The organism is Sphingobium lactosutens (assembly GCF_013393185.1).
Taxonomy (GTDB): Bacteria; Pseudomonadota; Alphaproteobacteria; order Sphingomonadales; family Sphingomonadaceae; genus Sphingobium; species Sphingobium lactosutens_A.
Map to the genome: position 1 here is coordinate 1 of NZ_QJQX01000013.1, position 22,717 is coordinate 22,717.

Sequence of the window (22,717 nt, forward strand, 5' to 3'; positions counted from 1 at the left end):
AACGACCAGTTTCAGACCTTAGAACCGTTCCGGGTCCGCTCAGAAAGCTGCCGCTTGGCCTGCGCGATTGCTTCCTTCAGCTTGCTGTATCGGAATGCGCCAACGCTAAAGGAGTCGATCGGTCGGCGCAAAATCCCAAGGTTCGCCATTTCGGTCACTTCCGCTTCAGAGAGTGGTGCTAGCCCCAGTCCCGGTCCATTTCCCAGTTCCACATTCGTTGTCACGATGCATTCTCCGTGCGAGCAGCATGCGACATAGCAACTATCTTTGCCCGATCTTGCCTCAGGAATCGGCTACGATTCTGGAATGCCTTGCCGCTGACTTGGCCGTCGGCAAACTCGCGCGCTAACAAGCGCTCGTTCCTTTCCACAACTCTCTTTAAGGCCTTGAGGCTTTCGCCATAATCAGCCGTTTTCCCTGCACGTTCCTGGGCGAAGACATGGGGGCCATGCTCAGGATACGGAGTAGCGTTGACTAGCTGCCGGGTATGTAGAGAGGCGTCGCGATGAAATTCATACGCCGCACCGCTTACAGCTATTTCAGCGTTCATAATGGAAATTTGCTCTTGCGCGAGCAAGGAATTGAGGTCGCGATGTTGCCAATCAGGCTGAACACATCCGCCATCGTCTTCCCACGAGTTTATACTGAGGTCGCGTGAAGAAGTGTTATCTTTCGGCCGGGCCATAATGCTGCTCCTCTGCGTTTAAGCGGGAGCGCGTCACATCTCTCAGCCGTCCACATGCTGAATTTGCTGAACGGTGGAGGATAGATGGTAAGTCGGTCAGCAAATTACAATCAGTATGGCGGGAGCGTGCGTGGTTCGCTCTGTCCATCGGATCACCGAAAGCGGCTGTTCCCCTTTCCACCCATCCCGGTCGGCACCTTGGCGCTGCCGCAAGCCGCCTTGCGCCGCTGCGGAGGAGAACTCCTGTGCTATAATGCTGGTGCTGCGCATAAAAACTGGGCCGACCCGTCCAGTCGGCCCAAGTCGGAGTCTCTTCGTCAAAAGAACCTCCGGGTCGCCATTTGAATGTAAGCAATCATCAGGATTCGGATTGTACAATCCGGACATCACGAAGTATTTTTGTGACATTAGACAAAATATTTATAAAACAGGACAATAGCTTAATTTAAGTAATTGATATAAAAGAAGTTTAGACAAATTTCAGGCCCGTTGACGGAAAAGCGCGAATCATGCAGTTTCCGCTACGGCAGTCGAGAAAACATCGACGCCAGGGAGAGGATGCCAATGAACCGAATTCAGCCGAATTCCGGAAAGCTTTTTCATAAGCTTTTAATTCGATGCCTGGCCGAACAACATCAGCCTACCGAAGAAGAGATAGATTTGGTGGCCGGCAAGATATGGCAGGACAGCCATGGCTCCGCCACCGGCCAGCCCTGGCCGGATGTGGTCCGCGGCAGCGATGCCCACAGGCAGATGATCGAAGCGGCCATGATGGCGCTGGGTACCCCCGTGCGGAGCGCGGTAGCGATCCAATAGCCCCGAACCGGCGGATGCGACCGGCTTCTTCGTCGCATTGCCGCGCCGCCCAGGCCGCCGAAGAGGAAGGGACTGACACCCGGCGATGAGGCGGAGGGAGGCGTGAGGCCTTTCTCCCTTCCTCCGGCTCGACATCGCCCCGCCCTTCCGCCAAAGGCGGCGGCATGTTCGGTCTTGTCGCCTCCATCCTCTTCGTCCTGATCTGGTCCACCGGCTTCATCGTCGCGCGCGCCGTGGTGCCGCATGGCGCGCCGGAACTGGTGCTGGCGGTGCGGCTGAGCGCGACGACGCTGCTACTGGCGGCAGCGGCTGTCTATGCGCGGCAGGGCTGGCCCCATGGCAGGCGCCTGGGGCTGCACCTGACCGCCGGGGCGATGCTGCATGGCCTCTATCTGACCGTCAGCTGGTGGGCCGTGAGCCATGGCATGCCGGCCGGGATCATGTCGCTGCTGGGTGCGACCCAGCCACTGATGGTCGCCGTGGCGAGCGTCGCGCTGCTGGGCGAACGACTGCCGGGACGGGCCTGGGGCGGCCTAGCCATCGCGATCGCCGGCGTGACCTGCGTGCTGCTGCCCGCGATCGAGCGCAGCGGCGCGGGCGCGGTGCCGGTGATCCCCGCCGTGGCTGGCATCGCGGCGATCATCGCCATGACCGGCGGGACGTTGATCCAGCGCGGCGCGATTGCCGGCGATCCGATCCTGATGTCGGGTGCGGCGCAGAATCTGGGCGGTGCGCTGGTGGCGATCATGGCGACGCTGATCGTGGGCGAATGGCGCTGGGACAATGATCCGATCCTGTGGATCGGGCTTGGCTGGTCGGTGCTGGGCCTGTCGGCGGCGGGGCTATCGCTGCTGGTATGGCTGGTGCGGCATCAGGGCGCGACGCGCATGTCGATGCTGTTGCTGCTGGTGCCGCCGCTCGCCGCGATCGAGGCCTGGCTGCTGTTCGGCGAGCGGTTGGGCCCGGTCCAGCTGGCCGGCTTTGCGCTGGCGCTGGGCGGCGTGCTGCTGGGACGGTCGCGGGGCAAGAAGGCCGAGGCGGAAGTAGCCGAACCCGCCTGAGCATCGCCCCCCCCGCTTCCCGGCAGGCCCGAAGCGAACGGAGATGCGTCATATGCGCGTCACGGGCTGAAACATTGGCGTCACCATCCTGCGCCAGAATGGGCCATGAGCAAGCGTCCGCCCTCCCTCCCCGCCCAGGCCGCCGACATGCGGTTGCAGATGGCGTTGCGCCAGATAGATTTCAGCACCGCGCCCGGACCGCAGCCGGCCGAAGACGCGCTTGCGCTTCGGCGTCGCGACTGGCTGCTGGACGTGCAGGAACGGCAGCGGGCGCTCTCCCCCTATGCCTCCGGCCTGCTGACGGCGGACAATCTGTCGGGGGAGGATTTTCTCCACGGCTTCTATGCGGCGGGGCGGCCGGTGCTGATCAAGGGGATGATGGCGGGCTGGCCGGCGCTGGACCGCTGGACGCCCGACTATCTGGCCGAAGCGGTCGGCGACGCGATGGTCGAATATCAGGGCGGGCGCAGCGCCGCGGGCGATTATGAACTGGCCAAGGATCGGCACAGGCGACGCGCGCCATTTCGCGACTTCATCGCGCTGGTGCGGGACGGCGGCAATGACGCCTATCTGACGGCCTATAACAGCGCGGCCAATGGCCCGGCGCTGGCGCCGCTACAGCCCGACTTGGGGACAATCGACGCCTATCTGACGCGCGCGCCGGGGATGCTGTGGATCGGCGGCGAAGGCGCGTTCACGCCGCTGCATTTCGACCTGACCAACAATCTGCTGGCGCAGGTGACAGGGACCAAGCGCGTGATCCTGATCCCGCCGTCGCAGACGAAGCGGCTGGCGCACCGCACCCATGTGTTCAGCGACGTGCGGGACGTGACCGACGCGGCGCGGCTGGCGGCTTATCCGCAGGCTCGGGATGTTCTGCGCTACGAGGTGCTGCTGGGACCGGGCGACCTGCTCTTCATCCCGATCGGCTGGTGGCATCAGGTGCGATCGGAAAGCTTTTCGACCATGCTGACCTATACCGGATTCCATTGGCCCAATGCCGGGCATGAGGGCTACCCTGCCGGATAGGGTTAGCCGGGAGTCAGTTCAGGCGGGCCTGCAAAGCGCGCTTTTCTGCGTTCCGGTGCTCACGTACTTAAGTACGCTGCGCTCCGGTACTCGAAAATCACACTTTTCGGCTCCACCTGAACTGACTCTCGACTAACCCTAATTCAGAAAGCTCGATCGCGCTTTCAGCCCTCGCGCAGCCGTTCGTGGTGGCGGATCACTTCGTCGATGATGAAGCGCAGGAATTTCTCGGTGAAGTCCGGGTCCAGATTCGCGTCGAGCGCGAGCTGGCGCAGGCGGGCGATCTGGCGTTCCTCGCGGCCGGGATCGGCGGGGGGCAGATCGTGAGTCGCCTTATACTCGCCGACGGCCTGCGTGACCTTGAACCGCTCGGCCAGCATGAACACCAGCGCCGCGTCGATATTGTCGATGCTTTCGCGATAGCGTGTCAAAGTCTCGTCCACTTGGGCCTCCGGTTCCAGATGGCGCGCTTTTTGCCGCATCCGGCGGCGGGCGCAAGCTATTCCCGCTTGCGTTTAGCTTTTTGCCCCGCCACATGACGCGGCATGACAGCACCCGCCCCCGGTAACGTCCATCCGATTGGTCGCGCAAAAGCGGAGCCATCGCTCACGCCCATCCTGAACCTGGTCGCCGACGGCATGAACCAGGTCAACGCCGTCATCCTGGACCGGATGCAGTCGCGCATTCCGCTGATCCCCGAACTGGCGGGCCATCTGATCGCCGGCGGCGGCAAGCGGCTGCGGCCGATGCTGACGCTCGCCTGCGCCGATCTGGTCGGCTATGCGGGCAGCCGCCACTATAAACTGGCCGCCGCGGTCGAGTTCATCCACACCGCCACCCTGCTGCACGATGATGTCGTCGACGGATCGGGCCTGCGCCGGGGCCGCAAGACCGCGAACATCATCTGGGGCAACAGCGCCAGCGTACTGGTGGGCGATTTCCTCTTCTCCCGCTCGTTCGAGCTGATGGTCGAGGCCGAGTCGCTCAAGGTGCTCAAGATCCTGTCCAACGCATCGGCCGTGATCGCCGAGGGCGAGGTCAACCAGCTGACCGCCCAGCGCAAGATCGACACCAGCGAAGAACAATATCTGGATATCATCGGCGCAAAGACCGCCGCCCTGTTCGCCGCTGCCTGCCGCATTTCCGCCGTGGTCGCCGATCGCAGCGAGGGCGAGGAGCAGGCGCTGGACGTCTATGGCCGGAACCTTGGCATCGCCTTCCAGCTGATCGACGACGCGATCGACTATGAATCGGACGGCGCGACCATGGGCAAGGATGCGGGCGACGATTTCCGCGACGGCAAGGTGACGCTGCCGGTGATCCTGGCCTATGCGCGCGGGTCGGAGGAAGATCGCGCCTTCTGGAAGGCAGCGATCGCCGGCCACAAGATCAGCGACGAAGATCTGGCCCACGCCACCGGGCTGCTGCGCAAGACCGGCGCGATCGCCGACACGATGGCGCGCGCACGCCATTACGGCCAGCGGGCGATCGACGCGCTGGGCATGTTCGATGCCGGCAAGGCCAAAGCGGCCCTTACCGAAGCGGTGGAGTTCGCTATAGCGCGGGCCTATTGAGGCTTTCGGGCGCCTGATCGTTCGATCTGACGCCATCCCCTGACAAAGAAAGTAGAGGGCTTCGACTTAGCTCAGCCCGAATGGGCGAGAGGGCGGAGCCTGACTCCGGCCATGATCCTGTCCCCCGAAACCATCGCCTTCCTCATGGCCGCCGCGCTGATGGCCGGGTGCATCGATGCGATGGCGGGCGGCGGCGGCCTGATCGCCCTGCCCGCGCTGCTGGCCGCCGGCGTGCCGCCGGTGCAGGCGGTGGCGACCAACAAGTTGCAATCCAGCCTCGGCACCTTCGGCGCCTGCGTCGCCTATGCGCGGCGGGGGCATATGGACCTGAAGACCTATAAATGGCCGGTGATGGCGGCCTTTGCCGGGTCGGTCGCGGGGGCATGGCTGTTGCAGCGGGTCGATCCGTCGATCCTGGCGGGCCTGATGCCCGCGCTGCTGATCGCGCTCGCGGCCTATTTCACCTTCTCGCCCAAGCTGAGCGACGCGGATCGTCATGCGCGGGTCGGCATGGCGGCGCTGTCGGGCCTGATCGCCGTGGTCGGCTTTTACGACGGCTTTTTCGGGCCGGGCGCGGGCGCTTTCTACACGACCATCTTCCTCGCGCTGGGCGGCCTTTCCATCCTGCGGGCGACGGCGCAGACCAAGGCGGCCAATCTGGCAAGCAACGTCGCGGGCCTGCTGACCATGATCGCGGGCGGTCATGTCATCTGGATCGCGGGCCTCGCCATGGCGGTGGGCAGCATCACCGGCGGGCAGATCGGTTCCTATCTGGCGATGCGCTTCGGATCGCGCCTGATCAAGCCGCTGCTGATCGTGATGTCGCTGGCGCTGACCGCCAAGATGCTGCTGGACCCGAAGAACCCGATCCATATCTATCTGTTCGGGTGAACGCAGCTCGCTTCGCTCGCCCCCACCTCTCCCCTGAAGGGGAGGGGCTTTAGCTTTCCACTTGCAACAGCGTCACCACCCTGCGGCGCAGTTCTTCCACCGCGAAGGGCTTGGTCAGCACTTCCATGCCATGTTCGATATGGCCGTGGTTCAGCACCGCATTTTCCGCATAGCCGGTCACGAACAATATCTTGAGATCGCGGCGCAGCACACGGGCGGCGTCGGCGACCTGGCGGCCGTTCAATCCGCCCGGCAGGCCGACGTCCGTCACGAGCAGATCGACCTTCGCTCCCGATTCAAGGATGCGCAGGCCCGCCGGTCCGTCGCCCGCCTCCAGGCAATGATAGCCAAGGTCGCCAAGCGCATCGCATACCAGCATCCGCACCGAGGGTTCATCGTCGATCACCAGCACGGTTTCACCCGCGTCGGCGTCGATCGCGACATCGGTCGGGAGGGGCAGTTCCTCCTCTTCCTCGCCGCGATGGCGGGGCAGATAGATGCAGACCATCGTCCCCTCCCCGGTTTCCGAATAGATGCGGACATGGCCGTCGCTCTGGCGTGCGAAGCCATAGACCATCGAAAGGCCAAGGCCCGTTCCTTCACCAATCGGCTTGGTGGTGAAGAAGGGATCGAACACCCGGTCGAGTATCGACTTGTCGATGCCCGTGCCGGTGTCGCTGGTGCAGACGGTGACATATTGGCCGGGCGTCAGCCCATGGTCGCGTGCGGTGCGATCGTCGAGCCAGCGATTGGCCGTCTCGATCGTGATCTTGCCGCCGTCTGGCATGGCGTCGCGCGCGTTGATGCAGAGATTGAGCAGCGCATTTTCGAGCTGGTTGGCGTCGACCAGCGCAGGCCAGAGACCGCTGGCGGCAATGGTCTGCACCTCGATCTGCGGACCGACGGTCCGGCGCACCAGTTCCGATACGTCATTGAGCAGCCGGTTGATGACCGTCGGCTTGGGCGACAATGTCTGGCGACGGGAAAAAGCGAGCAGCCGATGGGTCAGCGCCGCGGCCCGGCGCGTCGCGCCCTGTCCCGCGGCCAGATATTTCTCGACATCAGCGGTGCGCCCCTGCGCCAGCCGCACGCCGATCATCTCGAACGCGCCGGAAATGCCGGCCAGCAGATTGTTGAAGTCATGGGCAAGGCCGCCGGTCAACTGGCCCACCGCCTCCATCTTCTGCGCCTGTCGCAGGGCGCTTTCGGCCTCCTCGCGTTCGGCCAGCGCCTGCGCGACGCGCGCCTCCAGCGTTTCGTTCAGCGCCCGTTGCGCCTTATCCGCAGCGATACGATCGGTGATGTCGTTGAACAGCACCGCGACCTGCCGGTTCTCGAATGGGCCGACGCGGAAGGAGGAGACTTCGAGATAATGGCCGGTCGCCTCCAGTTCGCGCTGGAAGCGGATCGGCTGGCCGCTATGGAGCACGCTGCCGTAGAGTTCGACCCAGCCATCGGCCTCGTCCGGCACCATTTCGCGCAGCTTCTGCCCCACGACATTGGGGATGCCGGCATGGCGTTCATAGGCGGCGTTCGCCTCGACATGGATATAATCGCTCAGCGGACCGTGCGGCCCATCGAAGAATTCGATGATGCAGAAGCCTTCGTCCATCGTCTCGAACAGAGTGCGGTAACGTTCCGCATCCCCGGTCAGGCTTGCCATCTCTTTCCCCCTTCACCGTGCCGCGCCACCCGCACGGAAGCCAACATATATTCGACCGTTGTGCCCGCGTAACGTGCGGACAGCCAACTGTTTCCCTGCACGTTCCAAATTTCCGCGCCTTGCGGTTTGACAAAATTGGCGCGAGAGGATCGGCGATGAGCGCCCCGCCGATCCCCCTCCCGATCCCCCTGCCGATCGACGCCGTCCTGCCCGACCTGCTGGCCGCGTTGCGGAAGGGGAGCAATGCCGTGCTGGTGGCGCCGCCGGGCGCGGGCAAGACGACGGCGGTCGCCCCGGCGCTGCTGGACGAGCCATGGTGCACGGATCAGGTGCTGCTGCTGTCGCCGCGCCGGCTGGCGGCGCGGGCGGCGGCGGAGCGGATCGCCGAGATGATGGGCGAGCAGCCGGGCGGCACGGTCGGTTATGCGACGCGGATGGACAGTAAGGTGAGCGGCAAGACGCGGCTGCTGGTGCTGACCGAGGGCATTTTCGTGCGGCGGATTCAGGATGATCCCGAACTGGCGGGTGTGTCGGCGGTGCTGTTCGACGAAGTGCATGAGCGCAGCCTGGACAGTGATTTCGGGCTGGCGCTGGCGTTGGACGCGCAAGGCGCGCTGCGGCCAGACCTGCGGATCGTGCCGATGTCGGCGACCCTGGACGGGGCGCGGTTCGCGACGCTGCTGGACGGGGCGCCCGTCATCGAGAGCGAGGGGCGTATCCAGCCGCTGGAACTGCGCCATGTCGGCCGCGCGTCGGAAAAGCGGATCGAGGACGAGATGGCGGCGACGATCCGCCGGGCGCTGACCGAGGAGGCGGAGGGCGACCTGCTCGCCTTCCTGCCCGGCGTGCGCGAGATCGAGCGGACGGCCGAGCGTATCGAGGGCGGCTCCTATGAGGTGCATATGCTGCACGGCTCGCTCGATCCGGGTGCGCAGCGGGCGGCGATCCGCCGGTCGCGCGAGGGGCGACGCAAGGTGATCCTCGCCACCTCGATCGCGGAAACCAGCCTGACCATCGACGGGGTGCGGATCGTGGTGGACAGCGGATTGGCGCGGCGGCCGCGCTACGACCGGGCAGCGGGCGTAACCCGGCTGGTGACGGAGCGCGCCAGCCAGGCGTCGGCGACCCAGCGCGCGGGCCGCGCCGCGCGCCAGCGGCCGGGCGTCGCCTATAGGCTGTGGGAAGCGGCGGCGAGCGCGGGGATGCCGCCCTTCGACCCGCCGGAGATATTGGAAAGCGACCTGTCGAGCCTGCTGCTCGATTGCGCGCTCTGGGGCGTGAGCGATCCGGGCGCGCTGCGCTGGCTGGACGTCCCGCCCGCCGCAGCGGTGGAGGAAGCGCGCAGGCGGCTGACCGTGCTGGAGGCGTTGGACGCCGATGGCCGCATCACCCCGCATGGCAAGACGCTGGCGAAGCTGCCGCTGTCGCCGAGGATCGCGCACATGCTGGTGCGCGCAGGAGAGATGGGGCTGGCGGAGGTCGCGGCCGAGGTCGCCGTGCTGCTGGGCGAGCGCGGCATTGGCGGGCAGGATACGGATCTCACCCTGCGGCGGCAGCGCTGGCGGCGCGAAAGCGGCAAGCGCGCGGATGCGGCGCGAGGGCTGGTAAAAAGGTGGGCGAAGCTGATCCCCGGCGCGCGGAGCGCGGCCTTTGGCGAGCATCAAGTCGGCCTCTGCCTCGCCCTCGCCTTTCCCGATCGCGTGGCGAAACGCCGCTCCGCCGATGGCGCGGACTGGGCGAGTGTCGGCGGGCGCGGGTTTCGGCTTGATCCGCTGTCGCCGCTGGCGCGGGAGCAGTGGCTGGCGGTGGGCGAGGTGCAGGGCAGCGCTGCCGGCGCGCGCATATTGTCCGCCGCGCCGATCGACGAGGGCGATGTAATCGCCCTGTTCGGTTCGCGGATCGCGGAGCATCGCACCGTGAAGTTCCGCCCTGTCAATGGCGGGATCGAAGCCCTGCGTGAGCGGCGGATCGGCGCGGTGCGGCTCTCCTCCGGATCGGACGACAGGCCCGACCCGGAAGCAGTAGTGGCGGCGCTGCTGGATGGCGTGCGGCAGGGCGGACTGTCGCTGCTGCCCTGGTCGGAGGCGGCGCAGTCGCTGCGGATGCGCGGGGAGTTTGCCGGCCTTGAGGCGCTATCTGACGCGGCGCTGATCGTGACGTTGGACGACTGGCTGCCTTCGCTGCTGGTGGGCAAGCGACGGCTGTCGGACATCGACCGCTCGCAACTATCGGGTGTGCTGGAGGGGTTGATCGGCTGGGACGGCAAGCAGCAGCTTGATCGGCTCGCGCCGCCCGATTTCCGGTCGCCCGCCGGCAGCAACCATGCGATCGACTATGCGGCTGAGGGCGGGCCGCGCGTCGAGCTGCGCGTGCAGGCGCTGTTCGGCCTGTCGGAGCATCCGACCGTGGGGAGCCAGCGCATCCCGCTGGTCCTGTCCCTCACCTCGCCCGCCGGGCGGCCTATTCAGACGACCCGCGACCTGCCCGGATTCTGGGCGGGCAACTGGCGCGACGTCGCCAAGGAAATGCGCGGCCGATACCCGCGCCATCCCTGGCCCGACGATCCCGCAAGCGCCAGCGCCACATTGCGGACCAAAAATGCGGACGCCAGAGGGCATGGCGCCCGCAATACTTGACTTGGGCGTGACCGTTGGTGCAACGCACCATCACGAATTTACGGAGTCCTTCGCGATGAACGCGCGCATCTATCAGATCCAGAAGAACGCCCTCCAGTCCGGCAAGGCGCTGACCCACAAATGGGTGCTGGAATATGCGCCCGCCGAAGCGAAGCAGGCCGACCCCCTGACCGGCTGGGCCGGCTCGGGCGACACGCAGCAGCAGCTGAAGCTGACCTTCCCCTCGCAGGAGGCCGCCGTCGCCTATGCGGAAAAGAAGGGTGTCGCCTATACCGTCATCGCCACCCCGCCCAAGACACTGAAATTGCAGGCCTACGCCGACAATTTCCGCTGATCGGCCGCTACCTGCTCCTGGCATTGCGGTTTAGCTGCGCTGGCATTCCGCCCCGAATCAACAGATAGTGCCATCTGATTAGAAATCGCTATGGTTGCACATTCGGGCCAGATACTGCCCGATTGACGCCTTAATCGCTTGCCAAAGGGCGGTTTGAGGCGGCAGAGGCCGCGCTTTGACGGAAAGATTTTCACGATAATGACCGATCGCACCGAGATTTTCGACAGCGTTGCGGCGCAGATCGCCCCCTTCAACAAGAAGGGCGTCGAGCTGAGCGAAGCCACCACCTTCGCCGGCGACCTGGAGTGGGACAGCCTGACGGTGATGGATTTCGTCGCGGCCATCGAGGATGAGTTCGACATCATCATCACCATGAACATGCAGGCTGAGATCGAGACGATCGGCCAGCTGGTCGACGCGGTCGCCAAGCTGAAGGCCGCCTGATTTTATAACTCCGTTCGTCCTGAGTAGCCGCGAAGCGGCGTATCGAAGGACGGGAGCGGGAAGACCCTTCGATACGGGCCTTCGACTTCGCTCAGTCCCTACTCAGGGCGAACGGCATAGGGATTCTTGTCATGACCGACGCCGCCACCGAAACCCGCGACCTCTTCTCCAAGTTCGATCCGCTCATCAACGAGCGCGAGGCGCTGCTGGCGACGGGCGTGCGCGACCCTTACGCGATCGTCATGGACCAGGTGCTCTCGCCCACGCGCGCGATCATCAAGGGCAAGGAAACCATCCTGCTCGGCACCTATAATTATATGGGCATGACCTTCGATCCCGACGTGGTCGCGGCCGGCAAGCAGGCGCTGGACGAGTTCGGCGCGGGCACCACCGGTAGCCGCGTGCTGAACGGCACCTATCAGGGCCACAAGGAAGTTGAGGACGCGCTCAAGGAATTTTACGGCACGTCGGGCGCCATGGTCTTCTCCACCGGCTATCAGGCGAATCTGGGCATTATCTCCACTCTCGCGGGCAAGGGCGATTATGTCGTGCTGGACGCCGACAGCCATGCGTCCATTTATGACGGCTGTGGCCTCGGCAATGCGGAGATCGTCCGCTTCCGCCACAACAGCGTCGAGGATCTGGACAAGCGCCTCGGCCGCCTGCCCGCCGAAGCGCTGAAGCTGGTGGTGCTGGAAGGCGTTTATTCGATGCTGGGCGACGTCGCGCCGCTGCCCGAAATGGTCGCCGCGATCCGCAAGCATCCCAACTGCATGATCCTGTGCGACGAAGCCCATGGCATGGGCTTTTTCGGTCCCAACGGTCGCGGCGCCTATGAGGAACAGGGCGTCGAGGGCGAGATCGACTTCGTGGTCGGCACCTTCTCCAAGTCGGTCGGCACGGTCGGCGGCTTCTGCGTATCGAACCATCCCAAGTTCGAAATCCTGCGCCTTGTGTGTCGCCCCTACGTCTTCACCGCGTCGCTGCCGCCCAGCGTCGTCGCCACCGCCGCGACCAGCATACGCAAGCTGATGCATGCGGGCGAAAAGCGCGCGCACTTGTGGAAGAACAGCCAGCGGCTGCACAAGGGACTGAGCGACCTGGGCTTCAAGCTGGGCAGCGAGACGCCGCAGTCGGCGATCATTGCGGTCATCCTGACCGACCAGATGCAAGCCGTCGCGATGTGGCAGACGCTGCTGGAGCTGGGCCTCTACGTCAACATGGCGCGCCCGCCGGCAACCCCGGCCGGCACCTTCCTGCTGCGCTGTTCGCTGTGCGCCGACCATAGCGATGAGCAGGTGACACAGATCATCGGCATGTTCGAGGCAGCAGGCAAGGCGACCGGCGCGATCGGTTGACATCGCGCCCTTACGCGCAGATTACGGTCGATCGAGCCTTAACCACGACGGAATGTTACTGGCCGATGGAACCTTTGATCTATCATATTCCGCCGTTAATCTTGTTCGTCTAGTGTAACGGTCGATGGCCGAGGGCGAATTTCAGGATGTGGGGACCAGCGGTTGGCGCGCGGTGGCGCGGCGTGTCGTGCCGCTGCTGCTGGTTGCGCTGCTGATCGGCTCGCTCGGCGCGCTGCTCTATACCGCCAGCAATGCCTCGCGCGATCATCAGCGCGCGCTGGCCGAACAGCAGCGCAGTTTCGAGATCATCGCCCTCGCCCGCGGGTTCGAGGCGCGCACCGCCCGCGCCGAAGTGACGCTGGCCCGCTATGTCATCAGCCTTGATCCCGACACCGGCCGCCTGTTCCAGGACCAGTGGCGCGGTGCGGCAAGCCAGCTCAAGGCGCTCTATTATGCGACGCGCCATTCCGGTTGGCAGCGCGGCAATGTCGAGGCGCTGCAATATGCCTTCGCTCAGCGCGGCAAGACGCTGAACGAGATCGGCCTGCGGACCACCTACGACCAGAAGATGTCCGCGCTGGGCCGCTTCCATCAGGCGGGCAAGAGCCAGGATTTGCGGCGGATCACCGCGCTGCTGGATCTCGTCATCAACGCGGAAAATGCGCGACTGCGCGAACGCAGCCTGGCGGTGACGATTGCCGGGGATCGCAGCGAATGGGTCGGCAAGACGTCGCGACTGCTGGGCCTTGCCATGCTGGTCTGCATCCTGTTCATCGCCTGGTTCGCCAATGTCGCCTATGGCGAGCGGCGCAAGGCGCGGCGGCAGGCGGAACTGGAGACCGAGCGCGCCGACCGGCTGGACGCCGCCGTCCGCGCCCGCACCGCTGAACTGTCCGATGCCTATGAGCAGCTGAAGCGCGAATCCGCCGAGCGCGCGGCGGCTGAGGACAATCTGCGCCAGATGCAGAAGATGGACGCGGTTGGCCAGCTGACCGGCGGCATCGCGCACGACTTCAACAATATGCTGGCCGTCGTCGTCGGCGGGCTGGAACTGGCCAAGCGCAAGCTGCGGCTGAAGCCGGAGGAGGCCGCGCGCCATCTCGACAATGCGATGGAGGGCGCCAATCGCGCCGCCGCGCTGACCCGCCGCCTGCTGGCCTTTGCCCGGTCGGAACCGCTGCTGCCCAGCGCAGTCGATCCCGACAGCCTGCTGCGCGGCATGGCCGACCTGATCGACCGCACGATCGGCGACCAGATCATCGTCGGATTCACCCATCAGGCGCAGGGCTGGCGCATCTTCGTCGACCAGCACCAGATGGAGAATGCGATCCTGAACCTGTGCGTCAATGCCCGCGACGCGATGGAAGGACGCGGCAAGCTGACCCTGTCGACCGGCCGCACGACGTTGAAGGCCGGCGAGATCGGCGAATGCACGGCAGGCGATTATGTCATGCTGAGCGTGGCCGATGACGGTTGCGGCATGACGCCCGACGTGCTGGCGCGGGTGTTTGAACCCTTCTTCACCACCAAGCCGGTCGGCAAGGGTACGGGCCTTGGCCTCAGTCAGATTTTCGGTTTCGTGCGGCAGAGCGAGGGCGAGGTCCGCATCGAGTCCGAGCCGGGCAAGGGCAGCAGCGTCCATATCTATCTGCCACGGTCGACCCAGGAGATCGAGGGCGCGGATACCGATGCGGACGGCTTTGCCCGCGCGCCGGTGCTGCATCCGCCGACCCGCATCCTGGTGGTCGAGGATGACCCGCGCGTGCTCAACCAGACGATGGCGGCGCTCAGCGAACTGGGCCATCTGCCGATCGCCTGCGATCACCCGTCCAAGGCGGCCAAGCTGCTGGCGAATAATGTCGATATCGGCCTCATCATGACCGACGTGCTGATGCCCGACATGACCGGGCCGGAGATGATCAAGAGCCTGCCGCCGATCTTCCGCCACCTGCCGGTGCTGTTCGTCACCGGCTATGCCGGCGACGCCAATGACAGCGCCGATTTCGAGGGACATGCGGTACTGCGCAAGCCTTACACCCTGATGGCCTTGGGTCAGGCGCTGGCGGTCGCGCTCAACGGATCGCACCACCCCGGAACAGCCGCGGCAGCAGAGTGACCGCGCCGAGCAGCGGCCAGCGCCGCTGCCAGGGCTTGATCTCGATCTGCGTGCCGGCGTGGCGGTTGATCTTCCACGCGAGATAATCGATCCCGCCGGCATAGGTGAAGCTGGCCTTGGCCAGGCGGATCACCGACAGCCGTTTGCCGCGTTGCTGCAGGCGGCGCCACTGGGCAGGTCCATCCTGCGGCGCGGGCGGCAGGCCATCGGCCAGCGCGGCCTCGCCGAAGCGGCGATAGCGATCGGGATCGGCATCGACGATCGACAGCGAGCGCCCCTTCTTCTCCGCGCGCAGTTCCGCATTATAGGTCAGGGTGAAGCCGGTTTTCCACAGGGTGAGCGCATCGCCCTGCCCCTCCGCCATCGGCCGGGCGAGCGACAACAGGGTCGGCGCGGCCTGCGCCACAGCAGCAATGGCGCGCTGACGGGCGAGGTCGTCGGACGCCCAGAGCAGACGCGACGGCTGGGCGAAGCGCGCCCAGACCGACACATTGTCGGCGGCGACACTGTTCAGCCGGGCGAAATCGGCTTCGGACAGGACCGCATATTTGGCGATCAGGCCGCCATGTTCGAACGGGAAGACATTGGGCGGGATCAGCCGGTTGGCGCGGGCCAGCCAGCTCTTGCCATAGGCGGCAGCATAGTCCGAAACGATCAGGTAGAAATCCAGCATCAGCCCGTCGAGATTCTTCTCCCGCAGGCACGAGCCGTAGAACAGCACGGCGCGGGCGGCATCAGGATATTTCGCCGCGAGCGCGCCGGCCATGGCGGCAGCGCGCGGATCGGCCGGCGCGGTGAGTTCGGCGGTGACGAGGGAAAGGAGTTTGGTAGGCATGGTATCGCTATATAGGACGTGCCCCTGTGAAAGCAGGAGCCCAGGGCTGCTTTCGCAGGAGCACGGCTTAGCTTCAATCCTGTCTGTGAAAAAGCAGCGACAGATTGTTTGCCGGCATCTCGACCAGCCGGTCGAACGCCAGCCCCTGCGCCTCGGCCGCTGCGATCACATGCTCCAGCCGCCGCAAGCCCCAATGCGGGTCGCGTGCCCTGAGCGAAGCGTCGAAGGCGAGGTTGCTGGGCGCGGTGTCCACGCCGTCTCGCAGATAGGGGCCGTAAAGATAGAGCAGGCCGCCGGGCGGCAATATGGCCCCTGCCCCTTTCAGCAAGCCAAGGGTCGCGTCCCATGGACTAATATGCACCATGTTGATGCAGAGGACCGCATCCGCCTGCGCGATCGGCCAGTCGGCGGCGGCGTCGAGCCGGATTGGCGGGCGGAGGTTGGGACGGTGCGCGTCGGCGCGCCATGCGGCGATCGAGGCCAGCGCGGCGGGATCGGGGTCGCTGGGCTGCCAGTCAAGATCGGGAAAGGCGTCCGCGAAATGGACGGCATGTTCGCCGCTGCCGCTCGCCACCTCCAGCACGAGACCGGCAGGTGGCAGCGCGTCGCGCAGCACCGTGGCGATGGCGTCGCGGTTGCGCATCGTCGCGGGGGCATAACGCCTGAGATCAGGCCGCCCCGCCGAAACGGGGCCGGAACCGGGTTCCCACGGCTCCGGCCCGTTCGTCATTCGGCGGCCTGCGCCAGCGCCGGTTCGGTCCAGGTGAGGACCGGCTTGCGCGCGGCCAGCGTCTCGTCGAGGCGGCGGCGCGGGGCGAAATAGGGTGCGCCCTTGAGCGCTTCGTCCCCAGCCTTGGCGCGGTTGGCCAGGCTGCGCAGCGCCAGGATGAACTGGTCGAGCGCAGCCTTGCTTTCCGTTTCGGTGGGTTCGACCAGCATCGCACCATGGACGACCAGCGGGAAATACATGGTCATCGGGTGGAAGCCTTCGTCGATCAGCCCCTTGGCGATGTCGAGCGTGGTGAAGCCGTCGGCCAGCCCCTTGTCGCTGAACAGCGCCTCATGCATGCACGGGCCGCTGCCGCCGAACGGCGCGTCGAGCACATCATCCAGGCTGCGCAGGACATAGTTGGCGTTGAGGACGGCGTCCTCCGCCACCTGACGCAGACCGTCCGCGCCGTGGCTGAGGATATAGGTCAGCGCGCGGGTAAACATGCCCATCTGGCCATGGAAGGCGACCATGCGGCCGAAGCTGCTGGCATGATGCTCATCGGCGGTTTCTTCCTCGACCAGCGCGAAGCCGTCGCCCTGCTTTTCGACGAAGGGCAGCGGCGCGAAGGGCGTGAGCGCTTCGGACAGAACCACCGGACCCGAACCCGGACCACCGCCGCCATGGGGCGTCGAGAAGGTCTTGTGCAGGTTGATGTGCATCGCGTCGACACCCAGGTCCCCGGGACGGACCCGACCGACAATGGCGTTGAAGTTCGCGCCGTCGCAATAGACGAAGGCTCCGGCGGCATGGACCGCGTCGGAGATGGTCTTCATGTCGCGCTCGAACAGGCCGCAGGTGTTGGGGTTGGTGATCATCACCGCCGCAACGTCCGGGCCGAGGCGCGCCTTGAGTGCTTCAAGGTCGACGCGGCCGTCCGGGGTCGCCGGGATATCCTCCACCTTGTAGCCGCAGAAGGCGGCGGTGGCGGGGTTGGTGCCATGTGCGCTTTCCGGCACGAGGATGACGCTGCGCGCGTCACCACGGGCTTCCAGCGCGGCGCGGATCGCCAGCAGGCCGCACAGTTCGCCATGAGCGCCGGCCTTGGGCGACATCGCGACCGAATGCATACCGGTCAGCGTCACCAGCCAGGCGGCCAGTTCATGGATCACCGCCAGCGCGCCCTGCACCGTCGATTGCGGCTGGAGCGGATGGATATCTGCGAAACCGGGCATCCGCGCGACCTTCTCGTTGAGGCGCGGGTTGTGCTTCATCGTGCAGCTGCCAAGCGGGAACAGGCCAAGGTCGATGGCGTAATTCTGGCGCGACAGCCGGGTATAATGGCGCACCGTCTCCTGCTCCGACAGGCCGGGCAGGCCGATGCCGTCGGTGCGGGCGAGATTGCCGAGGCGGCTGGCGACCTTGGGCGCATCAGCGAAATCGACGCCGGTGGTGTCGGTCGAACCGATCTCGAAGATCAGCGCTTCCTCCAGCATCAGCGCGCGGTTGCCGGTCGCGGTCGCGGGGATGGTGTCGGCGTCGTTGACGGCCTGCGGCGCGGTGGGGCGGCCTTCCTTCAGCATGGTCATGCCAGTTCCTCCTCAAGCGCCTTGGCCAGGGTTTCGATATCCTCAGGCGTCACCGTCTCGGTAACGGCGACGACCAGACCATTGCCGATCTCCGGCGCGGTCGGGAACAGGCGGCCGAGCGAGACGCCTGCCAGCACGCCCTTGTCGGCGAGGGCGCGGACGACGTCGCGCGCATCCTTCGACAGGATCAGCGTGAATTCGTTGAAGAAGCTGTCGTTGAGCAGCGTCACGCCCGGAACCTGCGCCAGACGGTCGGCGGCCTGCACGGCCAGGCCATGGTTCAGGACAGCCAGTTCGCGCAGCCCCTTTTCGCCGAGCAGCGTCATGTGGATGCTGAACGCCAGCGCACACAGGCCCGAATTGGTGCAGATGTTCGACGTCGCCTTCTCGCGACGAATATGCTGCTCGCGGGTCGAGAGCGTCAGCACGAAGCCGCGCTTGCCCGAAGCATCAAGGGTTTCACCGCAAAGCCGGCCCGGCATCTGGCGGACATATTTCTGCTTGCAGGCGAAGAGGCCGAGATAGGGACCGCCGAACTGGAGGCCGACGCCGATCGACTGGCCTTCGCCCACGACGATATCTGCGCCCATATGGCCCGGCGCCTTGATCGCACCGAGCGCGACGGGTTCCGTCACCACCGCGACCAGCAGCGCGCCCACCGCGTGGGCGGCGTCGGCGAGCGGGGTCAGGTCAGCGATACGGCCGAGAATGTCGGGATATTGCACGACGACGCAGCTCGTATCCTTGTCGATGCTGGCGATCAGCGCGTCGATGTCGGTCGCGGCGTCGAGGGTGGGGCTTTCATGCTCCAGTACGTCGCCGGTGAACTTCGCCATGGTGTTGGCGACCGAGACATAATGGGGGTGCAGGCCCGACGACAGCAGCGCCTTGCCACGCTTGGTGATGCGGCGGGCCATGCCGATCGCTTCCCAGCAGGCGGTCGAGCCGTCATACATGGACGCGTTGGCGACGTCGCAACCCAGCAGGCGCGCCACCTGGGTCTGGAATTCGAACAGCACCTGCAACGTGCCCTGCGCGATTTCCGGCTGATAGGGCGTGTAGGCGGTCAGGAACTCGCCGCGCTGGATCAGATGATCGACGCTGGCGGGGACATGATGCTTGTACGCGCCGGCGCCGAGGAAGAAAGGCGCCTCCCCTGCCGACAGATTCTTGCGCGCGAGGGCCGCCATGTGGCGCTCGACCGCCAGTTCGCTGGCATGATCGGGCAATCCTTCAATCTGGCCGGAAAGCCGGGCTTCGGCGGGCACGTCCACGAACAGGTCGTCGATCGACGAAGCGCCGATGACGGACAGCATTTCCTGCCGGTCGGTGTCGGTAAGGGGTAGGTAGCGCATTTCACATATCTCCCCCCTCCCTTGAAAGGGAAGGGCTAGTTTTTGCTTAGAGGCTCGCCACGAACTTCTTGTAGGCGGCTTCGTTCATCAGGCCTTCCAGCTCGCTGGCATCGGCGATGCGCAGCTTGAAGAACCAGCCATCTTCCTCGGCGTCGCTGTTGACGAGGGCAGGCTCGTCTTCCAGCGCGCTGTTGCTCTCGACGACTTCGCCCGAAATCGGGGCATAGACGTCGGACGCGGCCTTGACCGATTCCACCACAGCGGCGTCGTCGCCCTTTTCGAAGGTCGTGCCTTCGGCGGGCAGTTCCACGAACACGATGTCGCCCAGCTGTTCCTGCGCATAGTCGGTGATGCCGACGGTGGCGATGTCGCCCGCAACGTCGATCCATTCATGTTCGTCGGTAAAATAACGGCTCATCTAAATTCTCCCCTCGGAGTGATCTGCTTGAAAATCACGACTCAAATAAAACTCTGTGATTTGCTTGAAAATCATGACCGACAAAAAGTCGGAAAGGATGAAAAAACTCAGGCCTTGCGGCGGTAACGATGCGGAACGAACGGCATCGGCGCAACGGTGGCGGCGATCCGACGCCCACGCACCTCGATTTCGAGCGCGGTTCCTTCCGCGCTGTGCGGCAGGCTGACCCAGCCCATGGCGATCGGCGCGCCCACGGACGGCGCGAAACCGCCCGACGTGACTTCGCCCACCTGCGCGCCGCCGGCATAGATTTGCGCGCCTTCGCGGGCGGGCAGGCGGCCTTCGATCTTGAGGCCGACACGCTTGGAGCCGGGACCATCGGCCAGTTCCTTCATCACGCGGGCATGGCCGATGAAGCCGCCTTCCTCGCGGCGGCGCTTCTGGATGGCGAAGCCCAGGTCCGCGCCGATGGTGCTGACGGCGGGCGTCAGGTCATGGCCGTAGAGCGGCAGGCCCGCCTCCAGACGCAGCGAATCGCGCGCGCCAAGGCCGATCGGCTTCACCTGCGGCAGGTCGCACAGCGCGTCCGCCAGCAGGGTGACGTCCGCGGCCGGCACGCTGATCTCGAACCCGTCCTCGCCGGTATAGCCCGAACGACTGATCCACAGCGGAACGCCGCGCCAGTTGAACGCACCCGACTGCATGAAGACAAGGTCGGCGGTTTCGGGGATGAGCGCGGCCAGCGCCTCGCCCGCTTCCGGGCCTTGCAAGGCGAGCAACGCCTGCTCGTCCATGTGATTCATCACGACTTCGTCGGGCAGATGCTCGATCATCCAGCCCATATCGTCATATTTGGTCGCGCCGTTGACGACCATGTAGATGGCCGCGCCGTCGAACGCCCCGTCACCGGGCCGCGAAACCATCAGGTCGTCGAGGATGCCGCCTTCTTCATCGAGCAGCATCGAATAACGCTGGCGGAACGGCTTCAGCCCCTTGATATCACTGGGAAGAAGATGTTCGAGCGCTTCGTCCACGGCCTTGCCGTCGCTCTCGTCGGAAAAGGCGATCTGGCCCATATGGCTGACATCGAACAGGCCGGCATGTTCGCGGGTCCATGTATGTTCGGCCATGATGCCTTCATACTGGATCGGCATATGATAGCCGGCGAAGCCGACCATGCGCGCGCCACGGGCGCGGTGCCAGGCATCCAGCGGCAGTTCCTGCAACGGCAGTTCTTCTTCGAGATGGGTGACGTCGTCGATGCCGGACATGATGCGGCCTTTCCGTGCAGGAGGTTGGTAGCGACAGCATAAACAGGCCCGGAGTCGGACCTGTTACAACTGCCACCCCCTCTGTCACGGAACCTGAGAGCTTTGACCAGCGACCGTGCGGCCACATGGCTTACCCCTTCGGTGGGACGGAAAAAACGTCCGCTTTCCAGAGTGCCTTGCGCGCGATGCGGTCCTTTGGCCTGAGAGATTCCGGGGCGGTTGCTCCTTCGGCGACGGGGTGGCCTCAAAGGCTTCCCATGCTCTCCCGCATCGTGCCCGGCGGACGAATCCGCCGGAGACACTTTGCGCATTGCGTCAAAGGACAGGGCGCGTCAATCGCTCTTATGCCACCGGGCGGCCCGGCATCATGCTCGATCGGATTGCTCTTCTTTCGCAAGGCGCTGCGCCATGGCGCGGGCAGCGGCGCGGCAACTGTCCAGTTCGCTGTCCGCTTTCACGTCGCCCAGCGTGAAGGCGGCGAAACTCGCCTCCCCCTCGAACAGCGCCAGGAAGCGCTCGATCCCGTTGAAATTGGAGTCCGCGATCATGCGGTGGATCAGGTCGATCCGGTCCGACCAGAGGCGGTCGCCATGCGAGCGGAGCAGACGGGAAAGATCGTCGAGCTGGGCGGCAAAGGCCGCGATCTGGGGATGAAGTGCCATGGACAATGGCTATGCCGAGTGTTGCACGGCGGCAAGCACGGGTCGGGGAACGGATCGTTTCTGATGGCGAAGTCCATTCGAAACGAACGGAGGTGGTGTGCTTACGCCTCCTCCGTCACCCGCCCGTAAATCTCCGCATGGCGCTTCTCCGCATAGCGGTCGGTCATGCCGGCGATGAAATCCGCAATGTGGCGGCTGCGGGTCGGTTCCTCCAGCGCGCAATCGTCACGCCATTCCTCCGGCATCAGCGCGGGATCGGCCTGATAGGCGCGGAACAGGTCGGTGACGATCACCCTCGCCCGGTCGGCGGCGGCCAGCTGGTCGGGATGGTGGTAGAGGGTTGCATACATGAAGCGCTTGAGGTCGCGCTCCTGCTGTTCCAGTTCCGGCGAGAAGGCGACCAGCGTCCGGCCAAGCGCGCGGACATCCGCGACCGTCTCGACGCCAGATTCCGCGATGTTGCGCCGGGTCGCGTCGATCAGGTCGTTGGCCATGACGCCGATCTGCTCGCGCACCAGTTCGCGCAGCAGCCGATCGGCCGGCACGTCGGGATAGCGGGCGCGCACCCGGTCCCAGCAGCCCTGCACCAGCGGCACCTCCAGCAATTGATCGAGCGTCAGCAGCCCCGCGCGCAGGCCATCATCGATGTCGTGATTGTCATAGGCGATATCGTCGGAAATCGCCGCCAGCTGCGCCTCCAGCGAGGCATGGCTGGTCAGGTCGAACGGGTAGAGCGCATCCAGCTCGCGCATTGCCCAGCCGGGATTGGCGATCGGGCCATTATGCTTGGCCAGACCCTCCAGCATTTCCCAGCTGAGGTTCAGTCCCCGGAAACGGGGATAAGGGCTTTCGAGCAGCATCAGCGTGCGCAGCGTATGGGCATTGTGATCGAAGCCGCCATGATCGTCGAGCGCGACCTCCAGCGCATCCTCGCCCGCATGGCCGAAGGGCGGATGGCCGATATCATGGGCGAGGCAGAGCGCCTCGGTCAGATCCTCGTTGAGGCCCAGCGTCCGCGCCGTGGTGCGGCCGATCTGCGCAACCTCCAGGCTGTGGGTCAGGCGGACGCGGAAATGATCGCCGTCGGGCGACACGAACACCTGAGTCTTGTGGCGCAGCCGGCGGAAGGCGATCGAATGGATGATGCGGTCGCGGTCACGCTGGAACACATCGCGCGGCCCGCGCATCTCTCCGCCCGGCTCGGCATGAAGGCGGCCGCGACTGGCGGCGGGATGGCAGGCATAGGAAGCGAGCGTCGTCATGCGCCGCCT

At 65.3% G+C, this 22,717-nt stretch carries 22 protein-coding genes and 1 riboswitch; of the genes, 11 read left to right on the forward strand and 11 right to left on the reverse strand.

What is annotated here, in order from left to right:
• A partial coding sequence (locus tag DM806_RS26905; RefSeq protein ID WP_218647264.1) for a hypothetical protein occupies positions 1-182 on the forward strand: 182 nt, incomplete at its 5' end.
• A gap of 38 nt (positions 183-220) precedes the next feature.
• Here the strand turns inward: DM806_RS26905 and DM806_RS00445 are convergent.
• A complete protein-coding gene (locus tag DM806_RS00445; RefSeq protein WP_179041249.1) occupies positions 221-685 on the reverse strand; it encodes a hypothetical protein in 465 nt (154 codons plus the stop codon).
• Positions 686-1,249: 564 nt separating this feature from the next.
• On the opposite strand from DM806_RS00445, the gene DM806_RS00450 reads away from it, so the two are divergent.
• The 3 genes from DM806_RS00450 (at position 1,250) to DM806_RS00460 (ending at position 3,591) form a co-directional block, all read left to right on the forward strand.
• The gene (locus DM806_RS00450) at positions 1,250-1,501 is read left to right on the forward strand and encodes a hypothetical protein (protein ID WP_179041316.1); all 252 of its coding nucleotides are present in this window, start codon (positions 1,250-1,252) and stop codon (positions 1,499-1,501) included.
• A 164-nt stretch (positions 1,502-1,665) separates the two neighbouring features.
• The gene (locus DM806_RS00455) at positions 1,666-2,562 is read left to right on the forward strand and encodes a DMT family transporter (protein WP_179041317.1); all 897 of its coding nucleotides are present in this window, start codon (positions 1,666-1,668) and stop codon (positions 2,560-2,562) included.
• A gap of 105 nt (positions 2,563-2,667) precedes the next feature.
• Positions 2,668-3,591 (forward strand): cupin-like domain-containing protein, encoded by a 924-nt coding sequence (locus DM806_RS00460; protein ID WP_179041318.1) that lies wholly within the window; start codon positions 2,668-2,670, stop codon positions 3,589-3,591.
• 164 nt (positions 3,592-3,755) lie between these two features.
• Here DM806_RS00460 and DM806_RS00465 read toward each other — a convergent pair whose 3' ends face one another.
• The gene (locus tag DM806_RS00465) at positions 3,756-4,034 is read right to left on the reverse strand and encodes a chorismate mutase (protein ID WP_179041319.1); all 279 of its coding nucleotides are present in this window, start codon (positions 4,032-4,034) and stop codon (positions 3,756-3,758) included.
• 102 nt (positions 4,035-4,136) lie between these two features.
• Between DM806_RS00465 and DM806_RS00470 the strand changes: the two genes are divergently transcribed.
• Both DM806_RS00470 and DM806_RS00475 read left to right on the forward strand, forming a co-directional pair.
• Positions 4,137-5,165, forward strand: coding sequence for a polyprenyl synthetase family protein (locus tag DM806_RS00470; protein ID WP_179041320.1), 1,029 nt, complete (start codon positions 4,137-4,139; stop codon positions 5,163-5,165).
• Between the two features lie 111 nt (positions 5,166-5,276).
• Positions 5,277-6,056, forward strand: coding sequence for a TSUP family transporter (locus DM806_RS00475; protein WP_179041321.1), 780 nt, complete (start codon positions 5,277-5,279; stop codon positions 6,054-6,056).
• A gap of 49 nt (positions 6,057-6,105) precedes the next feature.
• On the opposite strand, the gene DM806_RS00480 is transcribed toward DM806_RS00475, so the two are convergent.
• Complete coding sequence (locus tag DM806_RS00480; protein WP_179041322.1) at positions 6,106-7,719, reverse strand: ATP-binding protein; 1,614 nt, start codon at positions 7,717-7,719, stop codon at positions 6,106-6,108.
• A gap of 155 nt (positions 7,720-7,874) precedes the next feature.
• Here DM806_RS00480 and hrpB point away from each other — a divergent pair, with 155 nt between their 5' ends.
• From hrpB to DM806_RS00505, 5 genes are all read left to right on the forward strand, one after another.
• The gene (gene hrpB, locus DM806_RS00485) at positions 7,875-10,355 is read left to right on the forward strand and encodes an ATP-dependent helicase HrpB (protein WP_179041323.1); all 2,481 of its coding nucleotides are present in this window, start codon (positions 7,875-7,877) and stop codon (positions 10,353-10,355) included.
• Positions 10,356-10,410: 55 nt separating this feature from the next.
• The gene (locus tag DM806_RS00490) at positions 10,411-10,689 is read left to right on the forward strand and encodes an ETC complex I subunit (RefSeq protein ID WP_179041324.1); all 279 of its coding nucleotides are present in this window, start codon (positions 10,411-10,413) and stop codon (positions 10,687-10,689) included.
• 198 nt (positions 10,690-10,887) lie between these two features.
• Entirely contained in the window at positions 10,888-11,133 is a 246-nt protein-coding gene (locus DM806_RS00495) for an acyl carrier protein (protein ID WP_179041325.1), read from the forward strand.
• A gap of 131 nt (positions 11,134-11,264) precedes the next feature.
• Positions 11,265-12,491, forward strand: a complete 1,227-nt coding sequence (gene spt, locus DM806_RS00500) for a serine palmitoyltransferase (protein WP_179041326.1) — start codon at positions 11,265-11,267, stop codon at positions 12,489-12,491.
• 124 nt (positions 12,492-12,615) lie between these two features.
• A complete protein-coding gene (locus tag DM806_RS00505) occupies positions 12,616-14,607 on the forward strand; it encodes an ATP-binding protein (protein WP_179041327.1) in 1,992 nt (663 codons plus the stop codon).
• On the opposite strand, the gene DM806_RS00510 is transcribed toward DM806_RS00505, so the two are convergent.
• The 8 genes from DM806_RS00510 to DM806_RS00545 all read right to left on the reverse strand — a co-directional run bounded on the left by DM806_RS00510 (position 14,564) and on the right by DM806_RS00545 (position 22,708).
• On the reverse strand, positions 14,564-15,442 hold the full coding sequence (locus DM806_RS00510; protein WP_179041328.1) for a hypothetical protein: 879 nt from the start codon (positions 15,440-15,442) through the stop codon (positions 14,564-14,566). The genes DM806_RS00505 and DM806_RS00510 overlap by 44 nt on opposite strands.
• A 73-nt stretch (positions 15,443-15,515) precedes the next feature.
• Entirely contained in the window at positions 15,516-16,172 is a 657-nt protein-coding gene (locus DM806_RS00515; protein WP_179041329.1) for a DUF938 domain-containing protein, read from the reverse strand.
• On the reverse strand, positions 16,169-17,740 hold the full coding sequence (gene gcvPB, locus DM806_RS00520; RefSeq protein WP_179041330.1) for an aminomethyl-transferring glycine dehydrogenase subunit GcvPB: 1,572 nt from the start codon (positions 17,738-17,740) through the stop codon (positions 16,169-16,171). Before gcvPB ends, DM806_RS00515 begins: the two co-directional genes overlap by 4 nt.
• A complete protein-coding gene (gcvPA, locus tag DM806_RS00525) occupies positions 17,737-19,095 on the reverse strand; it encodes an aminomethyl-transferring glycine dehydrogenase subunit GcvPA (RefSeq protein ID WP_179041331.1) in 1,359 nt (452 codons plus the stop codon). The genes gcvPB and gcvPA overlap by 4 nt, the downstream gene beginning before the upstream one ends.
• A gap of 46 nt (positions 19,096-19,141) precedes the next feature.
• On the reverse strand, positions 19,142-19,513 hold the full coding sequence (gene gcvH, locus DM806_RS00530) for a glycine cleavage system protein GcvH (protein ID WP_179041332.1): 372 nt from the start codon (positions 19,511-19,513) through the stop codon (positions 19,142-19,144).
• Positions 19,514-19,620: 107 nt separating this feature from the next.
• Positions 19,621-20,784, reverse strand: a complete 1,164-nt coding sequence (gene gcvT, locus DM806_RS00535; RefSeq protein WP_179041333.1) for a glycine cleavage system aminomethyltransferase GcvT — start codon at positions 20,782-20,784, stop codon at positions 19,621-19,623.
• Positions 20,785-20,962: 178 nt separating this feature from the next.
• A riboswitch (glycine riboswitch) is annotated at positions 20,963-21,062 on the reverse strand.
• A gap of 87 nt (positions 21,063-21,149) precedes the next feature.
• The gene (locus tag DM806_RS00540) at positions 21,150-21,446 is read right to left on the reverse strand and encodes a hypothetical protein (protein WP_179041334.1); all 297 of its coding nucleotides are present in this window, start codon (positions 21,444-21,446) and stop codon (positions 21,150-21,152) included.
• A 101-nt stretch (positions 21,447-21,547) separates the two neighbouring features.
• Positions 21,548-22,708, reverse strand: a complete 1,161-nt coding sequence (locus DM806_RS00545; protein WP_179041335.1) for a deoxyguanosinetriphosphate triphosphohydrolase — start codon at positions 22,706-22,708, stop codon at positions 21,548-21,550.
• Positions 22,709-22,717 lie beyond the last annotated feature (9 nt).